This window comes from Streptomyces sp. WG7, assembly GCF_049975785.1.
In the GTDB taxonomy this organism is placed as follows: Bacteria; Actinomycetota; Actinomycetes; order Streptomycetales; family Streptomycetaceae; genus Streptomyces.
In genome coordinates this window covers 68,042-89,142 of record NZ_JBNGGE010000028.1, presented here as the reverse complement: position 1 = coordinate 89,142, position 21,101 = coordinate 68,042, and the positions used below count along the sequence as shown (strand labels likewise).

Sequence of the window (21,101 nt, the reverse complement as noted above, 5' to 3'; positions counted from 1 at the left end):
TGCTCAGCCGGCGCGGCAGCCGGCCGCGCCGTCGAGGGCGCCCTGCCGCCCCACGGGCGGTGGGGCGGCGACGACGGCTGTGCGGGTGAACGCGGTGAGGCGACGGCTGTGCGGGTGAACGCGGTGCGGCGACGGCTGTGCGGGTGAACGCGGTGACCAGGGCGCACCGGACGCCGATGCGGGCGCGATCTCCCTGTTGCATCCGGCCGTCCGCGGGGCACTCCCTCCAGGGAGCGAGGAGGAAACGGTATGGAGGACTGGCGTGTGTTCGCACAGCAGATGGCCTCCCTGGCGCGTGATCTGCTGGCGCAGGAATCGGTGAACGACACGCTCGAGCGGATCACCGGTTCGGCCAAGGAGCTGGTGGAGGGCTGTGACGCCGCCGGCATCCTCATCCTGCGCGGCGACCACGTGCGGTCGCTGGCGCCCACCGACCAGGTGGTCGTCGACAGCGACGAGCTTCAGGGACGCGTCGGGGAAGGACCGTGCTTCGACGCCGCGCGCACCTCCGAGGGGCCGCGGCAGTTCCGGATCGCCGACTTCACCGACGAGGCCCGGCGCTGGCCCAAGTACGTGCCCGAGGCCCGCAAGCTGGGCCTGGGCAGCATGATGGGCTTCCTGCTGTTCACCGAGGACGAGGATCTCGGGGCGCTGAACATCTACTCGTACCGGCCCGGCGCGTTCACCGACGCCAGCGAGACGGCCGGCTGGCTGCTGGCCTCCCACGCCGCGGTCGCCTTCTCCAGCGCCCGCACGCACGCCCAGCTGCAGGAGGCCATCGGTACCCGGCACACCGTCGGTGAGGCCATGGGCATCCTCATGGGCAGGCACCGACTGACCGAGGACCAGGCCTTCGCCGCGCTGCGCCGCTACTCGCAGGACCGCAACGTGAAGCTCCGTGACGTCGCCCGCCAGGTCTGCGACCAGGGCGGTCTGCCCTGAGCCACCTCGGGGGCCACGCCGGGATCCTGCCGGACGGCCGGCGTACGGCCGCCAGGCAGCGGGCACACGTCAGCGGTGACCTTGGCTGACTTCCTCTTCACCGTCCTCGGCGCGGGCGCGCTCGCGGCGGCCGTACTCCCCCGGCTGGTGGCCGGACGGCCCCTGTCCATGCCGCTCGTCTTCCTGGCCTGCGGGGTCGCACTGCAACTGCTGCCCGCGCCCCTGCCGGAGATCGACCTGGTGCGCGACCGGGTCTGGGTGGAGCACCTCACCGAGATCTGCGTGATCATCTCCCTGATGGGCGCCGGGCTGGCCCTGAACCGCCCCTTCGGCCTGCGCCGCTGGCGGGCACCGTGGCGGCTGATCGGCATCACCATGCCGCTGACCATCGCGGTCACGGGGCTCCTCGCCTGGTGGTTGCTCGACTGGCCGCCGGCCGCCGCGCTGCTGCTCGCGGCCGTGCTCGCGCCCACCGACCCGGTACTCGCCTCCGAGGTGCGGGTGGGCGCGCCGACCGACTCCGAGCACGACGAGGACGAGGTCCGTTTCGCGCTCACCAGCGAGGCCGGCCTCAACGACGGCCTCGCCTTCCCCGTCGTCATGGCGGCGATCGCGCTGACCGCGGCGGCCGGTACCGGCCTGTCCGGCGACTGGGTCGGGCACTGGCTGCTGGTCGACGTGCTGTACGGGTGCGTGGTCGGAGCGCTGGCCGGCCTGGCCGTCGGCACACTGCTCGGCTGGCTCTTCTTCCGCGTCGGCCGGCGCGCGGTGCGGCTGTCCGAGCACCGGGAGGGCTTCGTCGCCCTGGGTGCCACGTTCCTCTCCTACGGCGTCACCGAACTCGCCCACGGCTACGGGTTCCTGGCCGTCTTCGTCACCGCCTGCCGCATCCGCGCAGCCGAACGCGACCACGGCTACCACGCGGTGCTGCACGACTTCGTCGAGCAGGTCGAACGACTGCTGACCGCCGGGCTCCTCTTCCTGCTGGGCGTCTGTGTCGCGCAGGGCGCCCTGGCCGACCTGACCTGGCAGGGCGGGGCGGTCGGTCTGCTCGTGCTGCTCGTCGCCCGGCCGCTGACCGGCTGGGTCGCGCAGTTCGGCACGGCCGCGGGCCCCCGGGAGCGTCTCGTGACCGCCTTCTTCGGCATTCGCGGCATCGGCTCGCTGTTCTACCTCGCCCACGCGCTCGGCACGGAGGGCTTTCACGTCCCGGCCGGGGAGCTGTGGGCCGTGGTGGCCTTCACCGTCCTCGCCTCCGTCGTCCTGCACGGGGTGACCGCCTCGCCGGTGATCTCCCGCCTCGACCGGCTGCGGCGGCTCCGAGCCGGTGGCCGCGGCGGGACCGGACAGGCACCGACCGAGGACGACGTGGCCGACGAGCGTCTGTGACGCGCCCTGCCGGACGGATGTCACCGGCAGCACGCGGCGTTCGAACGGGTAGGGATTTGCACGAGACTCTTCTCATTTCGATCACGAACTCTCGTATAGTGATCGCCAGTTGCCTGCCGTGTGACAGATGTCGTCACACGCGCCCGAAGGACGACACGAGGGCCGCCCCGGCGGCCTGGCGAGGACCCGATTGATGACCGCGCCCGCCCGCCCCGGCGACCGCCACGGTCCCCGCGCCCTCGCACCCGCGGCCCTGCCCTGCGCGGCGGTGTCGGCACTCGTCGGCGGCGGTGCGGTCGCCGCGGCACCGTCCCCGGTACGCGTTCCGCTCGGGCTGGGCGCGAGCGCCGCGGCCATCCTGCTCCGCGTGGCCGTGACGGTGGCCGTGCACGCCGTGCACCGGGAACGGGCCACCCGCCGCCTGCTGGACTCCGCCCGCGCGGATGCGGCGGGGCCGGCTCAGGACCGGGCGCGGCCGGCCGAGCGGGAAAGACAGGAGCGGGAGCGCCTGCCCGACGGCCGGGAACGGGCCATCGCCGGCCAGACGCGCCGGGCCACGTCCCTGGCGGGCCTCCTCGCCGACCGGCTGCCGGACATCGACCTGGCCGTGCCCGCCGGGCCCCTCATCCGTCGCCCCTCGCCCTGGCTGCGGGGGCTGACCGAGTTGCCCGTGCGGTTCACCCCGACCACTGCCCTGGGAGGCACGTCAGCATGACCACCGGCGCCGAAGAGGCCACGATCCCGCTGGACCCGTTCGTCACCGACCTGGACGGCGAGAGCGCCCGGCTGCGCGCGGCCGGGCCGCTGGCCGCCGTGGAACTGCCCGGCGGTGTACCCGTCTGGGCCGTCACCCACCACGCCGAGGCCAAGGCCCTCCTCACGGATCCCCGCCTGGTCAAGGACATCAACGTGTGGGGGGCGTGGCAGCGCGGCGAGATCCCCGCCGACTGGCCGCTCATCGGGCTGGCCAACCCCGGCCGGTCGATGCTCACCGTGGACGGCGCGGAGCACCGCCGGCTGCGCACCCTCGTGGCGCAGGCGCTCACGGTGCGCCGGGTGGAGCACATGCGGGGGCGGATCACCGAGCTCACCGGCCGGCTGCTCGACGAGCTGCCCGCGGACGGCGGCGTCGTCGACCTCAAGGCGGCCTTCGCCTACCCGCTGCCGATGTACGTCGTCGCCGACCTGATGGGCATCGAGGAGGCGCGGCTGCCGCGGCTGAAGGTGCTGTTCGAGAAGTTCTTCTCGACGCAGACGCCGCCCGAGGAGGTCGTCGCGACCCTCACCGAGCTGGCCGGGATCATGGCCGACACGGTCGCCGCGAAGCGCGCCGCTCCCGGCGACGACCTGACCAGCGCGCTGATCCAGGCGTCCGAGAACGGCGACCACCTCACGGACGCGGAGATCGTGTCCACGCTCCAGCTGATGGTGGCCGCCGGTCACGAGACCACGATCTCGCTCATCGTGAACTCCGTGGTCAACCTCGCCGCGCACCCCGGGCAGCGGGCCCTGGTGCTCTCCGGGGAGGCGGAGTGGTCCGCGGTGATCGAGGAGACGCTGCGCTACTCGACGCCGACCTCGCACGTCCTGATCCGCTTCGCGACCGAGGACGTCCCGGTCGGCGAGAAGGTGATACCCGCCGGCGACGCGCTGATCGTGTCGTACGGCGCTCTGGGCCGGGACGAGGAGGCGCACGGTCCGACGGCGGGCGAGTTCGACATCACCCGCACCTCGCCCAGCCGGCACATCTCCTTCGGTCACGGCCCGCACGTGTGCCCCGGCGCGGCCCTGTCCCGGCTGGAGGCGGGCGTGGCGCTGCCCGCGCTCTACGCCCGGTTCCCGCGCCTGGACCTGGCGGTACCGGTGTCCGAGCTGCGCAACAAGCCGGTGGTCACACAGAACGACCTCTTCGAGCTGCCGGTCAGGCTGGCGTAGCGGCGTCCGGCCGGGCCGGGGTTGTCACCCGCGGGGCGTTTGCTCCCCGCCCTGCGGGTAACTCCGGCATTCCGGACGCCGACCCCCGGGAGTCGCCATGTGGAAGCGCAAGAGCAGGAAGGGCCGCCGGGCCGCGAAGCCGGTCCCCGTGGAGCTGTGCGACCTGTGCGCCAGGGTCTTCCCCGCGAACGAGTCCGTCAGCGGCTACGTGCCGGACTCCTCCGCGGCGCACTCCGTTCACACCTGGGCCGACGGGCTGCGGCTCATCACCGCGTGCTGCGACGACCACTTCGACGTGGTCAAGGCGGGCTACGCGCACCGGCCCTTCGTGGAGGAGGAACTGTGGGCGGCGAAGCTCACCCGGACCCTGACCACGGGTCCGCCGGGGCTCTCCATGGAACAGCTCGGCTGCCGGACGGGGCTCCAGGAGCCGCAGATACGTGCCGCCATCGCCTGGCACAACGAGCGCATGCGTGAGCAGCAGCGCACGGACCCCTGACCCCGATCCCGGCCGGCTCGGTCACAGCCGGTCGCCGCCGTCGTCGCGTGCTCCCCCGGGCCGTGCCGTGAGCGGTCAGCGCGCGCCGCCCTCCAGTGTGATCACCGTCTTGATGCCATCGGCGTGCCGCTCGAACGCCGACGCCGCCCGCTCCAGCGGCACGCGGCGGGTGAGAAGCCGGTGGAGCCATTCCCGGTCGGCTCGCGCCAGGGCGTCGGCGGCCTGCCGGAAGTGGCGGAGGTTGGCGTTGACGGAACCCACCACGACGTCGTTCTCCAGCACGATGGCGCGGTTCACCGCGCCCGCGTCGACGGTCAGGCGCCGCCCGGCGGGCGAGACGCCGGTGAGGCAGACGATGCCGTACGCCGCCGTCCCGCGGATCGCTTCGCACACCAGCGCGGCGGCCCCGGTGGCCTCGACCACGACATCCGGACGTACGGCGGTGAGCACGTCGCCCGCCGCGTCGCTGTGGTACGTGGCTCCCAGGGCCCGCACGAGGTCCGGTTTGGGTCCGTCCGTGACCCGGTCCAGGACATGAACGTCGAGGCCGCGCTGCCGGCCGAGCAGCGCGGCGAGGAGGCCGATGGGGCCGGCGCCGGTCACCAGTGCCCTGCGGGGCTCGAACCAGGCCCTGGCACCCACCCTCTCGATCTGTTCCCATGCCTTGGCCACGACACTGGCCGGCTCCATGAGGACACCCGCCAGTCCCAGCGCGGCGTCGACGCGCACGGCGTAGTCGGTCTCCAGACACCACAGCTCGGCGCCGTACCCGTCGAGCTCCTTGATGCCGCGTTCGCGGTAGCGGCCGTTGCGGCACATGTCGAACTCTCCGTGCGCGCAGGCGCCGCAGGGCACCGGGTCCGGGCGCCGCACCACGCCGGCCACCAGGTCACCGGGGTTGAATCCGCTGCCGTGCGGCGCCTCGGCGACACGCCCCAGGGACTCGTGGCCGAGGATCAGCCGGCCGCGGTCCGGCGCCGCCCGGCCGTACTCGCCCGAGGCGATCTCCCGGTCCGTACCGCACAGGCCCAGGGCCACCCCACGGACCAGGAGTTCACCGGCGGCCGGTTCGGGGTCCGCGACCTCCTCCACCCCGAGCGAGCCGGGCCGGCCGGGGCGGACAGTCAGTGCGCGCATGGTGCTCACCCTCTCGGCTCGTCTTCCCGGAGCCGGTTCCCCGCATCGTTCGGCCCATGCGGGGGCCGTTCGGTCGGCGCGCGGCGGGCATCCGTGGGACGCCACGTTTGTCCGGCCCGCCGCCGGGTCACTCAGTTCCGCGTCCGCGAGCCGCCGAAGGGAACGCCCGAGGAGCATCCGTGAACCGCTTCCAGCCGTTCCACCGTGTGTGGGACCGGTTGGCCGCGTCCGCCCTCGTCCGGCGTGGCCGGGACCTGGAGCTGATGCACCGGGCCATGGGGTTCGCCACGCTCGCCCTGGTCACGCTGGCGCCGCTGCTGATCGTGGTGGCCGCCTTCGATCCCCTGGGACGTGGCGGCTTCGCGTCCTGGCTGGCCGACGGCATGGGGCTGTCCGGCCGGTCCGCGCGGGTGCTGACCGACATCATCAGTCCGCCGACCAAGGTCGTCGGCACCACGAGTGTGTGGGGCGGTATCGCGCTCGCCGTGTTCGGCGTGTCCTTCGCGGCGAGCGTGCAGAACGGCTACGAGCGGATCTGGGGGCTGCCCTCCGGTCCGTGGCACCGGGTCTGGCGCCAGATGACCTGGGTGGTCGCGCTGACCGCGTACCTCTACCAGGAGGTGCAGACGCGGACCGCTCTGCACGGGTCGGTGCGGATCGCGCTGTCCACCGCGACGGGCGCACTGTTCTTCTGGTGGGGTCAGCATTTCCTGCTGGGCAGCCAGATCCGCTGGCGGGACCTGCTGCCGGGAGCGATCGCGACCATGGTGGGCCTGATCGGCCTGCGCGGCTTCTCGTACCTCGTCTTCACACCGCTCATCCTCGACAACGCGATCAGCTACGGCACGGTCGGCATCGTGCTGGTGGTGGAGTCCTGGCTGATCGGGGTGGGGTTCGTGGTCTTCGGCGGCGCGATGGTCGGCCACTGGTTCTGCGAACATCACTGGTGGACACGCACCATCGACCGTGAATGACCCGGTCGGGCCGTTCGTCTTCCGCACGCCTCGTGGCCGGCCGTGCCGCACGCCGCGAGTGAGCCGCGCGCGACGGCCCGCCGCCGCGTCGACCACCCCCGGCGGACCGACCGCTCGACGCGGCTTTCGCGTCAGCGTCGCGTCGGCGCGCAGCGGGCGGTCGTCCGCGCCCTCCGGCCGGAGGGGTACGCGCCGCGCCGCGTCGGCGCCTCACCGCGGGGGGAGCGTCGGAGGACGCCGTCGGCCAGTGCCGCGACGACCGTCCCGGTCACGGTGGCGGCCAGCGCGAGTGGCCGGCGGTGGCGGGAGAGCCAGAACTGGAGGCTGCGGGCGTGGGACTCGTCGTCGAACAGGCCGTGCGCGCCGTAGTCGGCCGGTGCGGTGTCGTCCGGCGGCTTCCAGAGGTTGACCGGGCGGGACGGGTCGACGGGCTCGTCCGTCTGCTGCGAGTCGTAGCCGGTCCGGGCCAGATAGCGGTCCAGCAGACCCGGGACGAACTTCTGGCCGAGCAGGGTGGCGACGGTGGACCCGCCGACCCAGTACTCGCGCCGCCCGGGATGGTCGGCGGCGTACAGGACCGCCTCGGCGGCGACCTCGGGCTGGTAGACGGGAGCCACCGGGCGCGGGTGCCCGGGCAGCCGGGTGAGGACCCAGCTGAACTGGGGCGTGTTGAGCCCCGGCATCTGGACCATGGTGACCCGCACGCCGCTGCGGTCGTGCAGCAGCTCGCAGCGCAGGGACTCGGTGAAGCCCTGGATGGCGTGTTTGGCCCCGCAGTACACCGACTGCAGGGGGACGCTGCGCTGGGCGAGGGCCGATCCGACCTGGACGATGGTGCCGCGATCGCGCGGCGTCATGTGCCGCAGGGCGGCCTGGGTGCCGTGGACGAAGCCGAAGTAGGTCACCTCCGTGGCGCGTCTCAGCTCCTCGGGCCGGACCTCCGGCACGGGCGCGAAGACGGTCGTGAACGCCGCGTTCACCCAGATGCCGATCGGGCCGAGTTCCTCCTCGATCCGGGCGGCCGCCGCGTCGACCGCCTCCGGGTCGGAGACGTCCACCGTCAGGGGCAGCGCGCGTCCGCCGGCCTCCCGGACCTCCTCGGCCGCCTGCTCCAGGGCGTACGCGCCGCGCGCGAGCAGGGCCACGGAGCTCCCGCGGGCGCCGAAGGCGCGTGCGGTGGCCCGGCCTACTCCGCCGCTCGCCCCGGTGACGACCACGACTTCGGTACCGTCCGCCCGGCGGTGCCGCCCGCCTCCCCGGGTCCGCCGCGCGCCGCTCACTTCCTGCCCCGGCCGGGCAGGTGCCCGGCGTACTCGGTGAGCTTCTGCCGTACGCCCTTGGTGGCGATCCCGGTGAGCTCCGGGTCGTGCAGCGCCGCCTTGACGGCCTTCTTGCCCTGCTCCTTCATGATGTGCGGCGGGATCGGCGCGATCTCCGCGTCGACCTTGAACTCCAGGACCACCGGCCGGCCGGCGGCGAGCGCCTCGTCCCAGGCGGCACCCACCTTCTTGGGGTCGTCGCAGACGATGCCCTTGAGGCCGAGGAGTTCGGCGTAGGCGGCGTAGGGGACGTCGGGGATGTCCTGGGAGCCGGGGTACTTGGGGTCGCCGGCCATGGCGCGCTGCTCCCAGGTGACCTGGTTGAGGTCCTGGTTGTTGAACACGCAGAAGACGAGCGGGGCCGACCCGGACAGGCGGTCCAGGTACCGCTTGACGGTGATCATCTCGTTCATGCCGTTCATCTGGAACGCGCCGTCCCCGATGAACGCGATCACCGGCCGGTCCGGGTAGGCGAACCTCGCCGCGATGGCGTACGGGGTGCCCGGCCCCATCGTCGCCAGCGTGCCGGACAGCGAGGCGCGCATGCCCTCGCGGAGCTTGAGGTGCCGGGCCCACCAGTTGGTGCCCGAGCCGGAGTCGGCGGTGAGGATGGCGCCGTCCGGGAGGCGGGGCGAGAGTTCGGCGGCGACGGCCTGGGGGTTGATCGTCCTGCCGAAGTGCTCGCCGGCCCAGCGGTCGGCCAGGTCGTGCCACTCCCGTACGTCCTTCTCGATCTTCTCCCGCCAGCTCCGGTCCTTCTTGCGCTGGAGCATCGGGATCAGGGCGCGCAGGGTCTCCCTGGAGTCGCCCACGAGGTGGGCGTCCATGGGGTAGCGGATGCCGATCATGCGGCCGTCGATGTCGATCTCGACGCCCCGGGCCTGTCCCTCCTCCGGCAGCCACTCGGAGTACGGGAAGCTGCTGCCGACCATCAGCAGGGTGTCGCAGCCCCGCATCATCTTGTCACTGGCCTTGCTGCCCAGCAGGCCGATGGGCCCGGTGACGTACGGCAGGTCGTCGGGCAGGACCTCGCGCCCGAGCAGGGCCTTGGCGACGCCGGCGCCGAGCAGTTCGGCCACCTCCCTCACCTCGGCCTCCGCCTTCGCCGCGCCCTGGCCGACCAGCATGGCGACCTTGTCGCCCGCGTTGAGGACGTCGGCGGCCCTGCGGAGCTCGTCGAGGTCGGGCAGGACCCGGGGCCTGCTCCAGCCCACGCTGGAGAAGACGGAGCCGTGCTCCCTGGGCGGGGAGGGCTGGGCCTCCTCCTGCTGCACGTCGCCCGGAATGATGATCGTGGCGACGCCCCGGGTGGTCAGCGCGGTCTTGAAGGCACGGTCGATCACGTGCCGGGCCTGGCCCGGGTGCACGACCATCTGGCAGTACTCGGACACGTCCGCGAACAGCTGGTCGAGGGCGATCTCCTGCTGGTAGTGGGTCCCCAGGGAGAGCCGCTTCTGCTGGCCCACCACCGCCACCACGGGCTGGTGGTCGAGCTTGGCGTCGTACAGGCCGTTGAGCAGGTGCACGGCGCCCGGCCCCGAGGTGGCGATGCAGCAGCCCACCTCGCCGGTGAACTTGGCGTGGGCACACGCCATGAACGCGGCCATCTCCTCGTGCCGCGTCTGGATGAACTCCGGGTCGCCGTCGGCCCGGTCGAAGGCACCGAGCAGGCCGTTGATGCCGTCACCCGGATAGCCGTACACACGCTGGACGCCCCACTCGGACAGACGCTGGAGCACATAGTCGGCGACTTCGGTCATGGAGCTCTCCTGGACGTGCGGAGACGGCGGTCGGCTTGTGGAGTTGCCTTCCCCGGCAGGCGTAAACCGGGAGGCAGTGATCCGTTCGGCCAGGAACCGAACCGGCTGCCGGCGCCGGTCCGGCCCTACTCCGGCGGCGCCGCCGTACTCGCCCGGGTGACCAGACGGGTCGGCACGAGCGTCGTGCCCCGCTCCGGGCCGTCCTGGCGCATCTTGCGCAGCACGGCCCGCACGCAGAGCCGACCGACCTCGGCGAAGTCCTGGTGGACGGTGGTCAGCGGAGGCAGGAAGGAGCCGGCCTCGGGGATGTCGTCGAAGCCGATGACGCTGACGTCCTCGGGGACGCGCCGGCCGCGTTCGTGCAGCGCGCGCATCAGGCCGAGGGCCATCTGGTCGTTGGCCGCGAAGACGGCGGTGCACTCCTCGCGGGCGGCGAGTTCCAGGCCGGCCCGGTAGCCGGACTCCGCCGACCAGTCGCCCCGGGTGAGGGGCGGCGGGGTGCGGCCGGCCTCGGCGAGCGTGTGCCGCCAGGCGTCCGTGCGGCGCTGGGCGGCGAAGGAGCCCTCGGGCCCGCCGAGGTGCCACACCGTGTCGTGCCCGAGGTCCAGCAGGTGGCGCACGGCGGCGCGGGTGCCCCCGGCCTGGTCGGTGTCGACGACCGTGTAGTGGTCGCCGGCGTCGGAGTCGACCACGACGACCTGCACGTGGGGCGGCAGGGTGAGGGACGCCGCGTCCAGCAGGTGGACCTCCATGATGACGATCACCGCGTCGACGGCGAGCTCCTCCAGCCGGGAGAACGCGCCCCGCACCTCGTCCTGGGTGGGGACGGCGACGGGCAGCAGCGTCACCGCGTACCCCTCGCTCGCCGCGGAGGTGGCGATGGCCTCCAGGGTGCGCACGTTGCCGGTGGTGGCCAGGGAGAAGGTGATGACGCCGATGGTGCGGAACTCACCGCGTTTGAGCGCCCTCGCCGCGCTGTTGGGCCGGTAGCCCAGCTCCTTCATGGCCGCCAGCACCTGCTGCCGGGTCTCCTCGGTCACGCCCGCGTAGCCGTTGGAGACGCGGGAGACGGTCTGCGAGGAGACTCCCGCGAGCCGGGCCACGTCCGCCATGGACGCCGTCGGCACCCGGCCGCGGCGGCGGCGCCCGGTCCCCGCGTCCCGCGCGTCCGCGACGTCCTCAGCCGTGTCCACTGCCGTTCGCCACCTCTCCGCGACCGTCCCGATCCCCGGCTCCCGAGGACCCTTGACCGCCGTCCTCGGGGCAGTGTAGACATGCCGCCATCAAATGTTTACGCAAACATAACAGCACGTCGATCAACAGAACCACACCCCAGATCAACAGAACCGCACTTCCGCGGCGCATGATGTTTGCGTAAACATGGTGAGGCTCCAGGACGCCTGCAGGACGTGGACGAGCGAGGAACGACATGACGACGCTGCAACCGCCGGCCGCCGCCGAGCCGCGGCCGGCCCCTCCCCCGGCGAGGCGGGAGCGCCGCTCCTGGACGGGCTGGGGGTTCCTCGGTCCCTTCGTGGCCGTGTTCGCGCTGGTGTTCCTCGCGCCGATCGCCTACTCGGTCTACCTGAGCCTCTTCCGCGACCAGCTCATCGGCGGGACCACCTTCGTCGGTCTGGACAACTACAGCCAGGCGCTGAAGGACGAACACTTCTGGGCCTCGCTCGGCCGGGTCTCGCTCTTCCTCGCCGTGCAGGTGCCGATCATGCTCGGCATCGCGCTGCTGGTGGCGCTGGCGCTGGACAGCGGACGCCTCTACGGCCGGGACTTCTTCCGCATCTCGATCTTCCTGCCCTACGCCGTGCCCGCCGTGGTGGCCACCCTGATGTGGGGCTTCATGTACGGCACCCGGTTCGGCCTGCTCGGCGACATCAACAGCGCACTGGGCGTCTCCCTGCCCGACCCGCTCTCCCCGGACATGGTGCTGGCCTCCATCGGCAACATCGTGACCTGGGAGTTCGTCGGCTACAACATGCTGATCTTCTACTCGGCGCTGCGCGTCATACCGAACTCGCTGTACGAGGCGGCCCAGATCGACGGCGCCGGACAGATACGGGTGATCACCGCCATCAAGCTGCCCGCCATCCGCGGCGCCCTGGTGATCGCGACCATCTTCTCGATCATCGGCAGCTTCCAGCTCTTCAACGAGCCCAGCATCCTGCAGCCGCTCGCGCCCAACGCCATCACGACCGACTACACGCCGAACTACTACACGTACTCGCTGTCCTTCAACGGCCAGCAGCACAACTACTCCGCGACGGTCGCCATCGTCATGGGGCTGATCACCATGGTCATCGCCTACGTCGTCCAGCTGCGCGGCATGCGCAAGGGAGTGTGAAGCAGCGATGACCAGTCCTGTCGCCACCGTCTCCGACCGTTCCGCGACCGCCCCGTCCGGCACCTCGGGCGCCGTACCCCGGCTGCGTACCTCCCGGCGCCGCCACTCCGCCGACAAGCCCCGGCGCAGCGTGCTGCTGACCGTGCTCACCTCGCTGGTGCTGCTGTACAGCCTGGTGCCGCTGATCTGGCTGGCCGTCAGCGCCACCAAGACGCAGGAGGGGCTCTCCCGCTCCTTCGGCCTGTGGTTCGACAGCGACTTCGCGCTGTGGGACAACATCAGCCAGACGTTCACCTACGACGACGGCGTCTTCACCCGCTGGCTGCTGAACACCCTGCTGTACGTGGGACTGGGCGCGGGCGGCGCCACCTTCCTCGCCGTGCTCGGCGGCTACGCGCTCGCCAAGTTCGACTTCCCCGGCCGGCGTGCCGTCTTCGCCGTCGTCATCGGCGCGGTCGCCGTGCCGGGTACCGCGCTGGCGGTGCCGACCTTCCTGATGTTCAGCGAGATGGGGCTCACCGACACCCCCTGGGCGGTGATCATCCCGTCCCTGATCTCGCCGTTCGGCCTGTACCTGATGTGGGTGTTCGCCACCGAGGCCGTCCCGACCGAACTGATGGAGGCCGCCCGCATCGACGGCGCCGGCGAGGTGCGCACCTTCTTCCAGGTCGCCCTGCCGCTGCTGGCACCCGGCATCGTCACCGTCCTGCTGTTCACCATGGTCGCGACCTGGAACAACTACTTCCTGCCGCTGGTCATGCTCAAGGACCCCGACTGGTATCCGCTGACGCTGGGTCTGAACAGCTGGAACGCCCAGGCCGCGACCGCGGGCGGCGAGGCGGTCTTCCACCTGGTCGTCACCGGGTCGCTCATCACCATCCTGCCGCTGATCGCCGCGTTCCTGCTGCTCCAGAGGTACTGGCAGTCCGGACTCGCCGCCGGGAGCGTCAAGGAGTAGCCCCCGCAACACCCAGTAGTCCCCTCCCCCAACCCCCCTCCCGCCCCTCCGACCCCCAACGGTGCCGGTTCCGGCCACGAAGAAGTGGAAGCAATCCCATGCCCAAGCACTCGCGCCGCCTCCTGCGCGGCACAGTCCTCGCCTGCGCCCTCGCCCTGGGGGCGACCGCCTGCGGCGACTCCGACGACGGGGGATCGAGCCGGAAGGCGGTCTCCGAGGCGGACATCCAGGCGGCCCTCAAGGAGGGCGGCACCCTCACGGTCTGGGCATGGGAGCCCACGCTCGAGCAGGTGGCCACCGACTTCGAGAAGGAACACCCGGGCGTCGAGGTCAACCTCGTCAACGCGGGCACCAACAACGACCAGTACACAGCGCTGCAGAACGCCATATCGGCGAAGAAGGGCGTCCCGGACGTCGCGCAGATCGAGTACTACGCGATGGGCCAGTACGCGCTGACCAAGCAGCTCACCGACCTCAAGGCCTTCGGCGCCGACAAGCTCTCCGGCACCTTCTCCCCCGGCCCGTGGAACGGGGTGAAGGCGGGCGGCGAGGGCGTCTACGCGCTGCCGATGGACTCCGGTCCGATGGCGCTGTTCTACAACAAGAAGGTCTTCGACAAGTACGACATCAAGGTGCCCACCACCTGGGCCGAGTACCTGGACGCCGCCCGCGACCTGCGCAAGGCCGACCCGAAGGCCTACATCACCGCCGACGCCGGCGACGCCGGCTTCGCCACCAGCATGCTCTGGCAGGCCGGTTCGCGCCCCTACACGGTGAACGGCACCGAGGTGAAGGTCGACTTCTCCGACCAGGGCGCCAAGACGTTCACCGACACCTGGCAGAAGCTCATCGACGAGAAGCTGCTCGCACCCGTCACCAGCTGGACCGACGAGTGGTACAAGGGCCTCGGCGACGGCACCATCGCGACCCTCGCCACCGGCGCGTGGATGCCCGCCAACCTCGCCTCCGGCGTGAAGGACGCCGCCGGTGACTGGCGCGTCGCCCCGCTGCCGCAGTGGACCGCGGGCGGCAAGGCCAGCGCGGAGAACGGCGGCAGCGCGCTCGCCCTGCCGGAGCTCGGCGGGAACGAGGCGCTGGCGTACGCGTTCGTCGAGTACGCCAACGCGGGCGACGGCGTGCAGACCCGCCTGCAGAACGGCGCCTTCCCGGCGACCACCGCGGACCTGCGGTCCACGGAGTTCCAGGACACCGCGTTCCCCTATCTCGGCGGCCAGAAGGCCAACAAGATCTTCGCCGAGTCGGCCGCGAACGTCGCCGACGACTGGTCGTACCTGCCCTACCAGGTGTACGCCAACTCGATCTTCAACGACACCGTCGGCAAGGCCTACGTCTCCGGCACCACGCTGGCCGAGGGCCTGAAGTCCTGGCAGGACGCCTCCGTCAAGTACGGGACCGAGCAGGGCTTCACCGTCGAGAAGTAGCACAGGCAGCACACGATGCGGCGGTCCGCGGGCGGCGGCGCGACCCAGGCGCCGCCGCCCCCGTACCGCACGCACCCCATCGGAAGGACCGCCATGATCTCCACCCTGCTGTCCCGCCTGCGAAGCGGGCCGGACGGTGCCTCCGCGCCCCGTCTCGCCTTCGGCGCCGACTACAACCCCGAGCAGTGGCCCCGGGAGGTGTGGGAGGAGGACGTACGGCTGATGCGCGAGGCCGGGGTCAACGTCGTGTCGCTGGCCATCTTCTCCTGGGCCCGCCTCCAGCCGGGCCCCGACGTCTGGGACTTCGCCTGGCTCGACGAGGTCATGGACCTGCTGCACGAGAACGGCGTCGGCGTCGACCTGGCCACCGCCACCGCCTCCCCGCCGCCCTGGCTGACCACCGCGCACCCCGAGATCCTCCCGGTCACCGACCGGGGCGAGACGCTGTCGCCGGGTGCGCGCCAGCACTGGCGCCCGACCTCGCCCGTCTTCCGCGAGCACGCCCTGCGCCTGGTCCGCCGGTTGGCGACCCGCTACGCCGACCACCCGGCCCTGGTCGCCTGGCACGTCAACAACGAGCTGGGCTGCCACAACGTGTACGACTACTCCGACGACGCGGCCCGCGCCTTCCGAGACTGGCTGCGCACCCGGTACGCCACGCTGGACGCCCTCAACCACGCCTGGGGCACGGCGTTCTGGTCGCAGCGCTACAGCGACTGGGAGCAGATCCTGCCGCCGCGGCTGGCCGCCTCCCACCCGAACCCGACCCAGCAGCTGGACTTCAAGCGGTTCTCGTCCGACGCGCTCAAGGACCACCTGCTCGCGGAGCGGGCGGTCCTGCGGGAGGTTACGCCCGGCATCCCCGTCACCACCAACTTCATGGTGATGCCCGGCACCAAGGGCATGAACTACGCGGACTGGGCGAGCGAGGTGGACTTCGTCGCCAACGACCACTACGTCGTGCCGCGTCCCCAGGACCGCGACGAGCTGTCGTTCTCCGCCAACCTCACCAGCGGCATCGCGGGCGGCCGACCCTGGTTCCTGATGGAGCACTCCACCAGCGCCGTCAACTGGCAGCCCGTCAACCTGGCCAAGCGGCCCGGTGAGATGGCCCGGGACTCGCTGACGCACGTGGCGCACGGTGCCGACGCGGTCTGCTTCTTCCAGTGGCGCCAGTCCGCGGCCGGCGCCGAGAAGTACCACTCGGCGATGGTCCCGCACGCCGGCTCCGACAGCGATCTGTTCCGCGCGGTCACCGCGCTCGGCGACACGCTGAAGACGCTGGCGCCGGTGGCCGGCAGCGAGCGGGAGCCCGCCGAGGTCGGCATCCTCTTCGACTGGGAGTCGTGGTGGGCGAGCGAGCAGGACTCGCACCCCACCTCACTGCTCGACTACCACCAGGAGGCCCTCGACTGGTACTCCGCGCTCCTCTCCCTCGGTATCCGCGCCGACGTCGTCACCACCGGCGCCGACCTGAGCCGCCACCGGGTGCTGATCGCGCCCGTGCTGCACCTGGTCACGGCCGAGCTCGCCAAGGACCTCACCCGGTACGCCGAGCAGGGCGGGCACCTGATCACCACGTACTTCTCCGGCGTCGTCGACGAGAACGACCACGTCTGGCTCGGCGGCTACCCGGGCGCCCTGCGGGACCTGCTCGGCATCCGCGTCGAGGAGTTCGGCCCGCTGCCCGCCGGGCAGACCGTGGAGCTGGACGACGCGAGCACCGGCGGGCTGTGGACCGACCACATCACCGTCACCTCGCCCGGTACGGAGGTCCTGTCCCACTACCGCACCGGTACGTACGCGGGCCGCCCGGCCGTCACCCGGCGTACGACGGGCGGCGGTTCGGCCGCCTACGTCTCCACCCGGCTCGGCGCCGACGGGCTCGCCTCGCTGCTGCCGCGGCTGCTGGACCCGGCCGGCGTGGTGAGCGAACTGCCCGCCGAGGTACGCGGATCGGTCGAGGCCACCGTGCGCCGCGGCCCCGGCGGCCGGTTCCTGTTCCTGGTCAACCGGACCGACGAGCAGGTGACCGTCCCGGGCATCACCGGAGAGGCCCTGGTGGGCGGCACCGGCGCCGACGGCTCCGTCGTCCTCGCGCCCCGGGGCGTCGCCGTCCTGCGCACGCCCACCGGCTGAGCGCACACCGGCACCACCCGCACCACCAGAGGTTCACCACCGCACCGACCCACGACTCCCCCGGAGCGGCACGCGCCCGCTCCGGGGGCCGCCCCCTCCTGCCCGACTCGAGGCGGGGGCCACACCACCGAAGCGACCACACCTTCCCGTTGGGAGCACACGATGGCACGCCGTACCCGCAGCAGACGCCTCCTCGGGGCCGCCGCCCTGACCGCCCTGGCCACCGGGGCCGCCCTGATCAGCGTTCCCGCCCAGGCCGAACCGGCCGCGGCCGCCGCCTCCGTCACGGTGCGGCCGGACCCGTCGTACCAGCAGGAGAGGTTCGAGGGCTGGGGCACCAGCCTGGTCTGGTTCGCCAACGCCACCGGCGACTACCCGCCCGAGATACGCGAGAAGCTGGCCCGGCTCCTCTTCGGCGACGACGGCCTGGGGCTGAACATCGCCCGGTACAACATCGGCGGCGGCAACGCGCCGGACGTCAAGGACTACCTGCGCGCCGGCGGCGCGGTCGAGGGCTGGTGGAAGGCTCCCGCGGGCACCACCCGCGAGGACACCGACTGGTGGAGCGCCGACGACCCAGCCGACTGGAACGAGGACGCCGACGCCACCCAGCGCTGGTGGGTCGAGCGCATCAAGGACGACATCGACCACTGGGAGACGTTCAGCAACTCCCCTCCGTGGTTCATGACCGTGAGCGGCTACGTGTCCGGCGGCTTCGACTCCAGCGCCGACCAGCTCAAGTCCGAGTCGGTCGACGACTTCGCCGCCTACCTGGCCGGTGCGACGAAACGGCTGGAGAAGGCCGAGGGCATCAAGGTCGACACCGTCGACCCGTTCAACGAGCCCAACACCCCCTACTGGGGCACGCGGCTGGGCGCGGACGGCAAACCCGTCGGCGGCCGGCAGGAAGGGGCGCACATGGGCCCCGAGCTCCAGCGCAAGGTGCTCCGGGCCCTGGCTCCCGCGCTGAGGAAGGCCAAGGTCAAGGCCGACATCTCGGCGATGGACGAGACCAACCCCGGCACCTTCGCGACGAACTGGAACGCCTACTCCCAGGCCGACCGCGACCTCGTCGGCCAGATGAACGTCCACACCTACGGCACCGGGCAGCGCACCACCGTGCGGGACCTCGCCAAGGCCGCGGACAAGCCGCTGTGGATGAGCGAGGTCGGCGGCGACTGGGGCGACGGCCAGGACTTCGAGGACATGCGGCCCGGCCTCGGCCTCGCCCAGCACATCGTCGACGACCTGCGCGAACTGGAACCCCGCGCCTGGGTGTTCTGGCAGCCCGTCGAGGACTACGACAACATGAAGCCCGGCGGCGAGTCCGCGAAGGGCGGCAACTGGGGCAGCATCCAGCTCCCGTTCGACTGCACCGCCGAGGACACCCTCGAGACCTGCCCGATCCGGACCAACACCAAGTTCGACACCGCCCGCAACTTCACCCACTTCATCCAGCCCGGCGACCGGCTGATCAGGACGGACGACACCTCCAGCGCCGCCGCCGTCACCCGCGACGGCAAGGGCGCCTCCCTCGTCCACGTCAACCGCACCACCGCGCCCCGCGCGGTCACCGTCGACCTGTCGAAGTTCCGCGACGTGCGCCGCGGGGCCACCGTCACCCCGGTCGTGACCAGCGCCGACGGCAAGCTCGAACGGCAGGCCCCGATCAGGGTGAGCGACCGCGCGGCCACCTTCACCGTGCCCGCGCAGTCCGTGACCTCCTTCGAGATCAAGGGCGTCTCCGGCGTCGCGAAGGACGCCGCCCTGCTCCGCAAGGGCCACACCTACACGCTGACCGGTGTGCAGAGCGGCAAGGCCGTCACCGTGGCGGCGGACGGCACGAACCTGGTCCTCGGTACCGGCTCCGGCACGGACGCCCAGCAGTGGCGGCTCAGCGCGGTACGCCACGACGACGGCGTCCGCGACCGCTACGTCTTCACCCACCCCGAGGACGGCACGCGGCTGGCCGTACGCGACGACGTCCCGGTGGCCGAACCCGACACCGGCAAGCGCGACAGGGCCGCCGAGTGGATCATGTCGACCACCGGCGACGGCACCTGGACGCTGGTCAACGCGGCCACCGGGCGCCTGCTCGAAGTGGGCGGCCAGGCGACGCACGAGGGTGCGGCCGTCACGACGTGGCCGCCCAACTCCGGTGCCAACCAGCGCTGGACGGTGACGGACGTGTCCGCCACGGCCGGCTGACCTCCGCCCCGGCCACCGGCCGGCATCCACCACGACACACCCGGCTCCGTCCGCACCGCTCTCCCGGGCGGTGCGGACGGAGCCGCCCACGCACGGCAACGGCTGAAGGAGGCCACATGACGACCGACCCGCGGGAGACCGAGGTCCGCCGCAGGATGGCGGCGCGGGAGCTCTACTCGGACGGCGGGCCGGGCCTGGAGGGCCTGGCCGAGGAGCGGCTGCGGGGCAAGGAGCTGGCCGACGCCTACAACCGGACCGGTGCCCGGGACGAGGAGGGCCGCCGGACCATCCTGGAGGAGATGCTCGCCTCGCTGGGCACGGGGGTGTGGATCGAGCCGCCGCTGCACGTGGCCTACGGCAACCGTGTGCACCTGGGCGACGACGTGTACGTCAACTTCGGCCTCACCCTCGTCGACGACGTCGAGGTCTTCGTCGGGGACCGGGTGATGTTCGCCCCGCACGTGACCATCAGCACCACCGGACACCCCGTCCACCCGGAGCTGCGCAGGGACGGTACGCAGTTCTCCGCGCCGGTGCGGATCGAGGACGACGTGTGGATCGGGGCGGGCGCGCTGATCATGCCGGGGGTCACCGTCGGCCGGGGCTCGGTGGTCGGCGCGGGCAGCGTGGTGACGGCGCACGTGCCGCCCATGGTGGTGGTCGCCGGGACACCGGCGCGGGTCGTGCGCGAGATCACCGACGCCGACCGGGAGTGGACCTACCGTCCGCCCCGCACCCTGCCCCGGAGTGCCGGGTGACCCTCGCCGAGCGGTGAGCAACTCCCGTCACCGGCCCCGCACATGGCACGGTACGCACGGCAGTACGATGATCGGGAACTGCGGCGGAACGTCACCTCCCGGACCACGGAGCCTGCCATGACGACGGACCATTCCCAGCCTCCCCGCATCGACACCGGCCGGGCCCACCCGGCGCGTGTCTACGACTGGCTGCTGGGCGGCAAGGACAATTACCCCGTCGACGAGGCGGTGGGCGAGACACTGCCGCCCGAGGCGCGGGACGCGGCACGGCAGAACCGGGCGTTCATGAACCGTGCGGTGGCGCACCTGGCCGCGCGGGGCATCGACCAGTTCCTGGACATCGGCACGGGCATCCCGACCGAACCCAACCTCCACCGGATCGTCCAGCGGACGGTGCCGGCGGCCCGGGTCGTCTACGCGGACAACGACCCGATCGTCCTGCGCCACGCGGAGGCCCTGCTGGTCAGCAGCCCCGAGGGGGCCACGGACTACATCCAGGCCGATGTCCGGGAGCCGGACGAGATCGTGCGGCGTGCCCGGGAGGTCCTGGATTTCGGCCGTCCCGTCGCGCTGTCGCTGATCGCGCTGATGCACTTCGTCCCGGACGAGCAGGACGCCCACGGCATCGTCCGCGGACTGGTCGAGACCCTCCCGTCGGGCAGCCACCTGGTCCTCTCGCACGCCGCGATCGACCTCTTCCCCGAGCTGGCGGAGCAGGTGATCGCCCAGTACGCCAAGGGCGGCATCCGGCTCGGGTTCCGCACCCGGACGGAGGTGGCGCGCTTCTTCGACGGGCTGGAGATGGTCCCGCCCGGCCTGGTCACGGCCACCGAGTGGTACGGGGCGGACCAGGAGCCGCCCGCGCCGGAGGAGAGCGGCATCTACGCGGGCGTGGCGCGTATCCCCTGACCGGGCGGGACCTGGGGCGGTGGCTCAGCGGCGGCGCCCGCGCGCCGCCCACCCGGTGCCGATCCCGGCGACGTGCAGGGCCAGCAGGGCGAGGCCGAGCAGCATGACGTTGGTGGAGGTGAAGATGTCGTTGGTCGAGATCTCCGCCGCGTTGATCAGCCAGGCGATGAGGAACAGGACCGCCGCGATGATGGCGAGCACGGTGTACATCCCTTCGGTTCCGGGGCACCGGACCGGTGCCGTGTCACGCGTATGCCCCCGACGGGGTGCGTGACACGGCGGCGGGCACCGCGCACTTTCGTACAGTGGAGGGACCGGGACCGCCCGCGGCGCACCGAAGCCGAGGCCGGTCCGTCCAGCACCCTCGCACCGGAGC

17 protein-coding genes and 1 pseudogene are annotated in these 21,101 nt (G+C 72.1%); 13 read left to right on the top strand and 5 right to left on the bottom strand.

The window, feature by feature from the left end; translation table 11 throughout:
• The first annotated feature begins 249 nt into the window (after positions 1–249).
• From ACP4J0_RS25115 to ACP4J0_RS25095, 5 genes and pseudogenes are all read left to right on the top strand, one after another.
• Positions 250–942 carry a GAF and ANTAR domain-containing protein gene (locus tag ACP4J0_RS25115; protein ID WP_426600944.1) on the top strand — a complete coding sequence of 231 codons (693 nt, stop codon included), beginning with the start codon at positions 250–252 and terminating at the stop codon, positions 940–942.
• A gap of 75 nt (positions 943–1,017) precedes the next feature.
• Positions 1,018–2,331: a cation:proton antiporter gene (locus tag ACP4J0_RS25110; protein WP_426600943.1), complete on the top strand. Its 1,314-nt coding sequence runs from the start codon at positions 1,018–1,020 to the stop codon at positions 2,329–2,331.
• Between the two features lie 571 nt (positions 2,332–2,902).
• Positions 2,903–3,046, top strand: a pseudogene (locus ACP4J0_RS25105) (cytochrome P450); the annotation flags it as partial.
• A complete protein-coding gene (locus tag ACP4J0_RS25100) occupies positions 3,043–4,266 on the top strand; it encodes a cytochrome P450 family protein (protein ID WP_426600941.1) in 1,224 nt (407 codons plus the stop codon). The pseudogene ACP4J0_RS25105 and the gene ACP4J0_RS25100, both read left to right, overlap by 4 nt.
• A gap of 97 nt (positions 4,267–4,363) precedes the next feature.
• Entirely contained in the window at positions 4,364–4,765 is a 402-nt protein-coding gene (locus tag ACP4J0_RS25095; RefSeq protein WP_426600940.1) for a hypothetical protein, read from the top strand.
• Positions 4,766–4,840: 75 nt separating this feature from the next.
• Here ACP4J0_RS25095 and ACP4J0_RS25090 read toward each other — a convergent pair whose 3' ends face one another.
• On the bottom strand, positions 4,841–5,902 hold the full coding sequence (locus tag ACP4J0_RS25090; protein WP_426600939.1) for a glucose 1-dehydrogenase: 1,062 nt from the start codon (positions 5,900–5,902) through the stop codon (positions 4,841–4,843).
• Between the two features lie 179 nt (positions 5,903–6,081).
• Between ACP4J0_RS25090 and ACP4J0_RS25085 the strand changes: the two genes are divergently transcribed.
• Complete coding sequence (locus ACP4J0_RS25085; protein ID WP_426520034.1) at positions 6,082–6,876, top strand: ribonuclease BN; 795 nt, start codon at positions 6,082–6,084, stop codon at positions 6,874–6,876.
• 131 nt (positions 6,877–7,007) lie between these two features.
• Here the strand turns inward: ACP4J0_RS25085 and ACP4J0_RS25080 are convergent, their stop codons facing one another.
• The 3 genes from ACP4J0_RS25080 to ACP4J0_RS25070 all read right to left on the bottom strand — a co-directional run bounded on the left by ACP4J0_RS25080 (position 7,008) and on the right by ACP4J0_RS25070 (position 11,148).
• Positions 7,008–8,156 (bottom strand): SDR family oxidoreductase, encoded by a 1,149-nt coding sequence (locus tag ACP4J0_RS25080; protein WP_426600938.1) that lies wholly within the window; start codon positions 8,154–8,156, stop codon positions 7,008–7,010.
• A complete protein-coding gene (locus ACP4J0_RS25075; RefSeq protein ID WP_426600937.1) occupies positions 8,153–9,955 on the bottom strand; it encodes a thiamine pyrophosphate-requiring protein in 1,803 nt (600 codons plus the stop codon). Before ACP4J0_RS25075 ends, ACP4J0_RS25080 begins: the two co-directional genes overlap by 4 nt.
• Positions 9,956–10,080: 125 nt before the next feature.
• Complete coding sequence (locus ACP4J0_RS25070; RefSeq protein ID WP_426600936.1) at positions 10,081–11,148, bottom strand: LacI family DNA-binding transcriptional regulator; 1,068 nt, start codon at positions 11,146–11,148, stop codon at positions 10,081–10,083.
• 236 nt (positions 11,149–11,384) lie between these two features.
• Here ACP4J0_RS25070 and ACP4J0_RS25065 point away from each other — a divergent pair, with 236 nt between their 5' ends.
• The 7 genes from ACP4J0_RS25065 to ACP4J0_RS25035 all read left to right on the top strand — a co-directional run bounded on the left by ACP4J0_RS25065 (position 11,385) and on the right by ACP4J0_RS25035 (position 20,725).
• On the top strand, positions 11,385–12,311 hold the full coding sequence (locus ACP4J0_RS25065) for a carbohydrate ABC transporter permease (protein WP_426600935.1): 927 nt from the start codon (positions 11,385–11,387) through the stop codon (positions 12,309–12,311).
• Positions 12,312–12,318: 7 nt separating this feature from the next.
• The gene (locus tag ACP4J0_RS25060; protein ID WP_426600934.1) at positions 12,319–13,269 is read left to right on the top strand and encodes a carbohydrate ABC transporter permease; all 951 of its coding nucleotides are present in this window, start codon (positions 12,319–12,321) and stop codon (positions 13,267–13,269) included.
• Positions 13,270–13,367: 98 nt separating this feature from the next.
• The gene (locus ACP4J0_RS25055; RefSeq protein WP_426600933.1) at positions 13,368–14,711 is read left to right on the top strand and encodes an ABC transporter substrate-binding protein; all 1,344 of its coding nucleotides are present in this window, start codon (positions 13,368–13,370) and stop codon (positions 14,709–14,711) included.
• 93 nt (positions 14,712–14,804) lie between these two features.
• Positions 14,805–16,850, top strand: coding sequence for a beta-galactosidase (locus tag ACP4J0_RS25050; RefSeq protein ID WP_426600932.1), 2,046 nt, complete (start codon positions 14,805–14,807; stop codon positions 16,848–16,850).
• A gap of 162 nt (positions 16,851–17,012) precedes the next feature.
• Positions 17,013–19,058 (top strand): RICIN domain-containing protein, encoded by a 2,046-nt coding sequence (locus tag ACP4J0_RS25045; protein WP_426600931.1) that lies wholly within the window; start codon positions 17,013–17,015, stop codon positions 19,056–19,058.
• A gap of 116 nt (positions 19,059–19,174) precedes the next feature.
• Positions 19,175–19,816, top strand: a complete 642-nt coding sequence (locus ACP4J0_RS25040; RefSeq protein ID WP_426600929.1) for a sugar O-acetyltransferase — start codon at positions 19,175–19,177, stop codon at positions 19,814–19,816.
• Between the two features lie 117 nt (positions 19,817–19,933).
• A complete protein-coding gene (locus ACP4J0_RS25035) occupies positions 19,934–20,725 on the top strand; it encodes an SAM-dependent methyltransferase (protein ID WP_426600928.1) in 792 nt (263 codons plus the stop codon).
• Positions 20,726–20,749: 24 nt separating this feature from the next.
• Here ACP4J0_RS25035 and ACP4J0_RS25030 read toward each other — a convergent pair whose 3' ends face one another.
• Positions 20,750–20,935, bottom strand: coding sequence for a hypothetical protein (locus ACP4J0_RS25030; protein WP_426600927.1), 186 nt, complete (start codon positions 20,933–20,935; stop codon positions 20,750–20,752).
• Positions 20,936–21,101: the final 166 nt, after the last annotated feature.

What these genes read in the sequence shown, in the direction of transcription:
- ACP4J0_RS25095 (WP_426600940.1), top strand. Translation starts at nt 4,364, where the DNA reads ATGTGGAAGCGCAAGAGCAGGAAGGGCCGCCGGGCCGCGAAGCCGGTC.
- ACP4J0_RS25090 (WP_426600939.1), bottom strand. Translation starts at nt 5,902, where the DNA reads ATGCGCGCACTGACTGTCCGCCCCGGCCGGCCCGGCTCGCTCGGGGTG.
- ACP4J0_RS25055 (WP_426600933.1), top strand. Translation starts at nt 13,368, where the DNA reads ATGCCCAAGCACTCGCGCCGCCTCCTGCGCGGCACAGTCCTCGCCTGC.
- ACP4J0_RS25065 (WP_426600935.1), top strand. Translation starts at nt 11,385, where the DNA reads ATGACGACGCTGCAACCGCCGGCCGCCGCCGAGCCGCGGCCGGCCCCT.
- ACP4J0_RS25030 (WP_426600927.1), bottom strand. Translation starts at nt 20,935, where the DNA reads ATGTACACCGTGCTCGCCATCATCGCGGCGGTCCTGTTCCTCATCGCC.
- ACP4J0_RS25075 (WP_426600937.1), bottom strand. Translation starts at nt 9,955, where the DNA reads ATGACCGAAGTCGCCGACTATGTGCTCCAGCGTCTGTCCGAGTGGGGC.
- ACP4J0_RS25115 (WP_426600944.1), top strand. Translation starts at nt 250, where the DNA reads ATGGAGGACTGGCGTGTGTTCGCACAGCAGATGGCCTCCCTGGCGCGT.
- ACP4J0_RS25040 (WP_426600929.1), top strand. Translation starts at nt 19,175, where the DNA reads ATGACGACCGACCCGCGGGAGACCGAGGTCCGCCGCAGGATGGCGGCG.
- ACP4J0_RS25060 (WP_426600934.1), top strand. Translation starts at nt 12,319, where the DNA reads ATGACCAGTCCTGTCGCCACCGTCTCCGACCGTTCCGCGACCGCCCCG.
- ACP4J0_RS25045 (WP_426600931.1), top strand. Translation starts at nt 17,013, where the DNA reads ATGGCACGCCGTACCCGCAGCAGACGCCTCCTCGGGGCCGCCGCCCTG.
- ACP4J0_RS25100 (WP_426600941.1), top strand. Translation starts at nt 3,043, where the DNA reads ATGACCACCGGCGCCGAAGAGGCCACGATCCCGCTGGACCCGTTCGTC.
- ACP4J0_RS25050 (WP_426600932.1), top strand. Translation starts at nt 14,805, where the DNA reads ATGATCTCCACCCTGCTGTCCCGCCTGCGAAGCGGGCCGGACGGTGCC.
- ACP4J0_RS25035 (WP_426600928.1), top strand. Translation starts at nt 19,934, where the DNA reads ATGACGACGGACCATTCCCAGCCTCCCCGCATCGACACCGGCCGGGCC.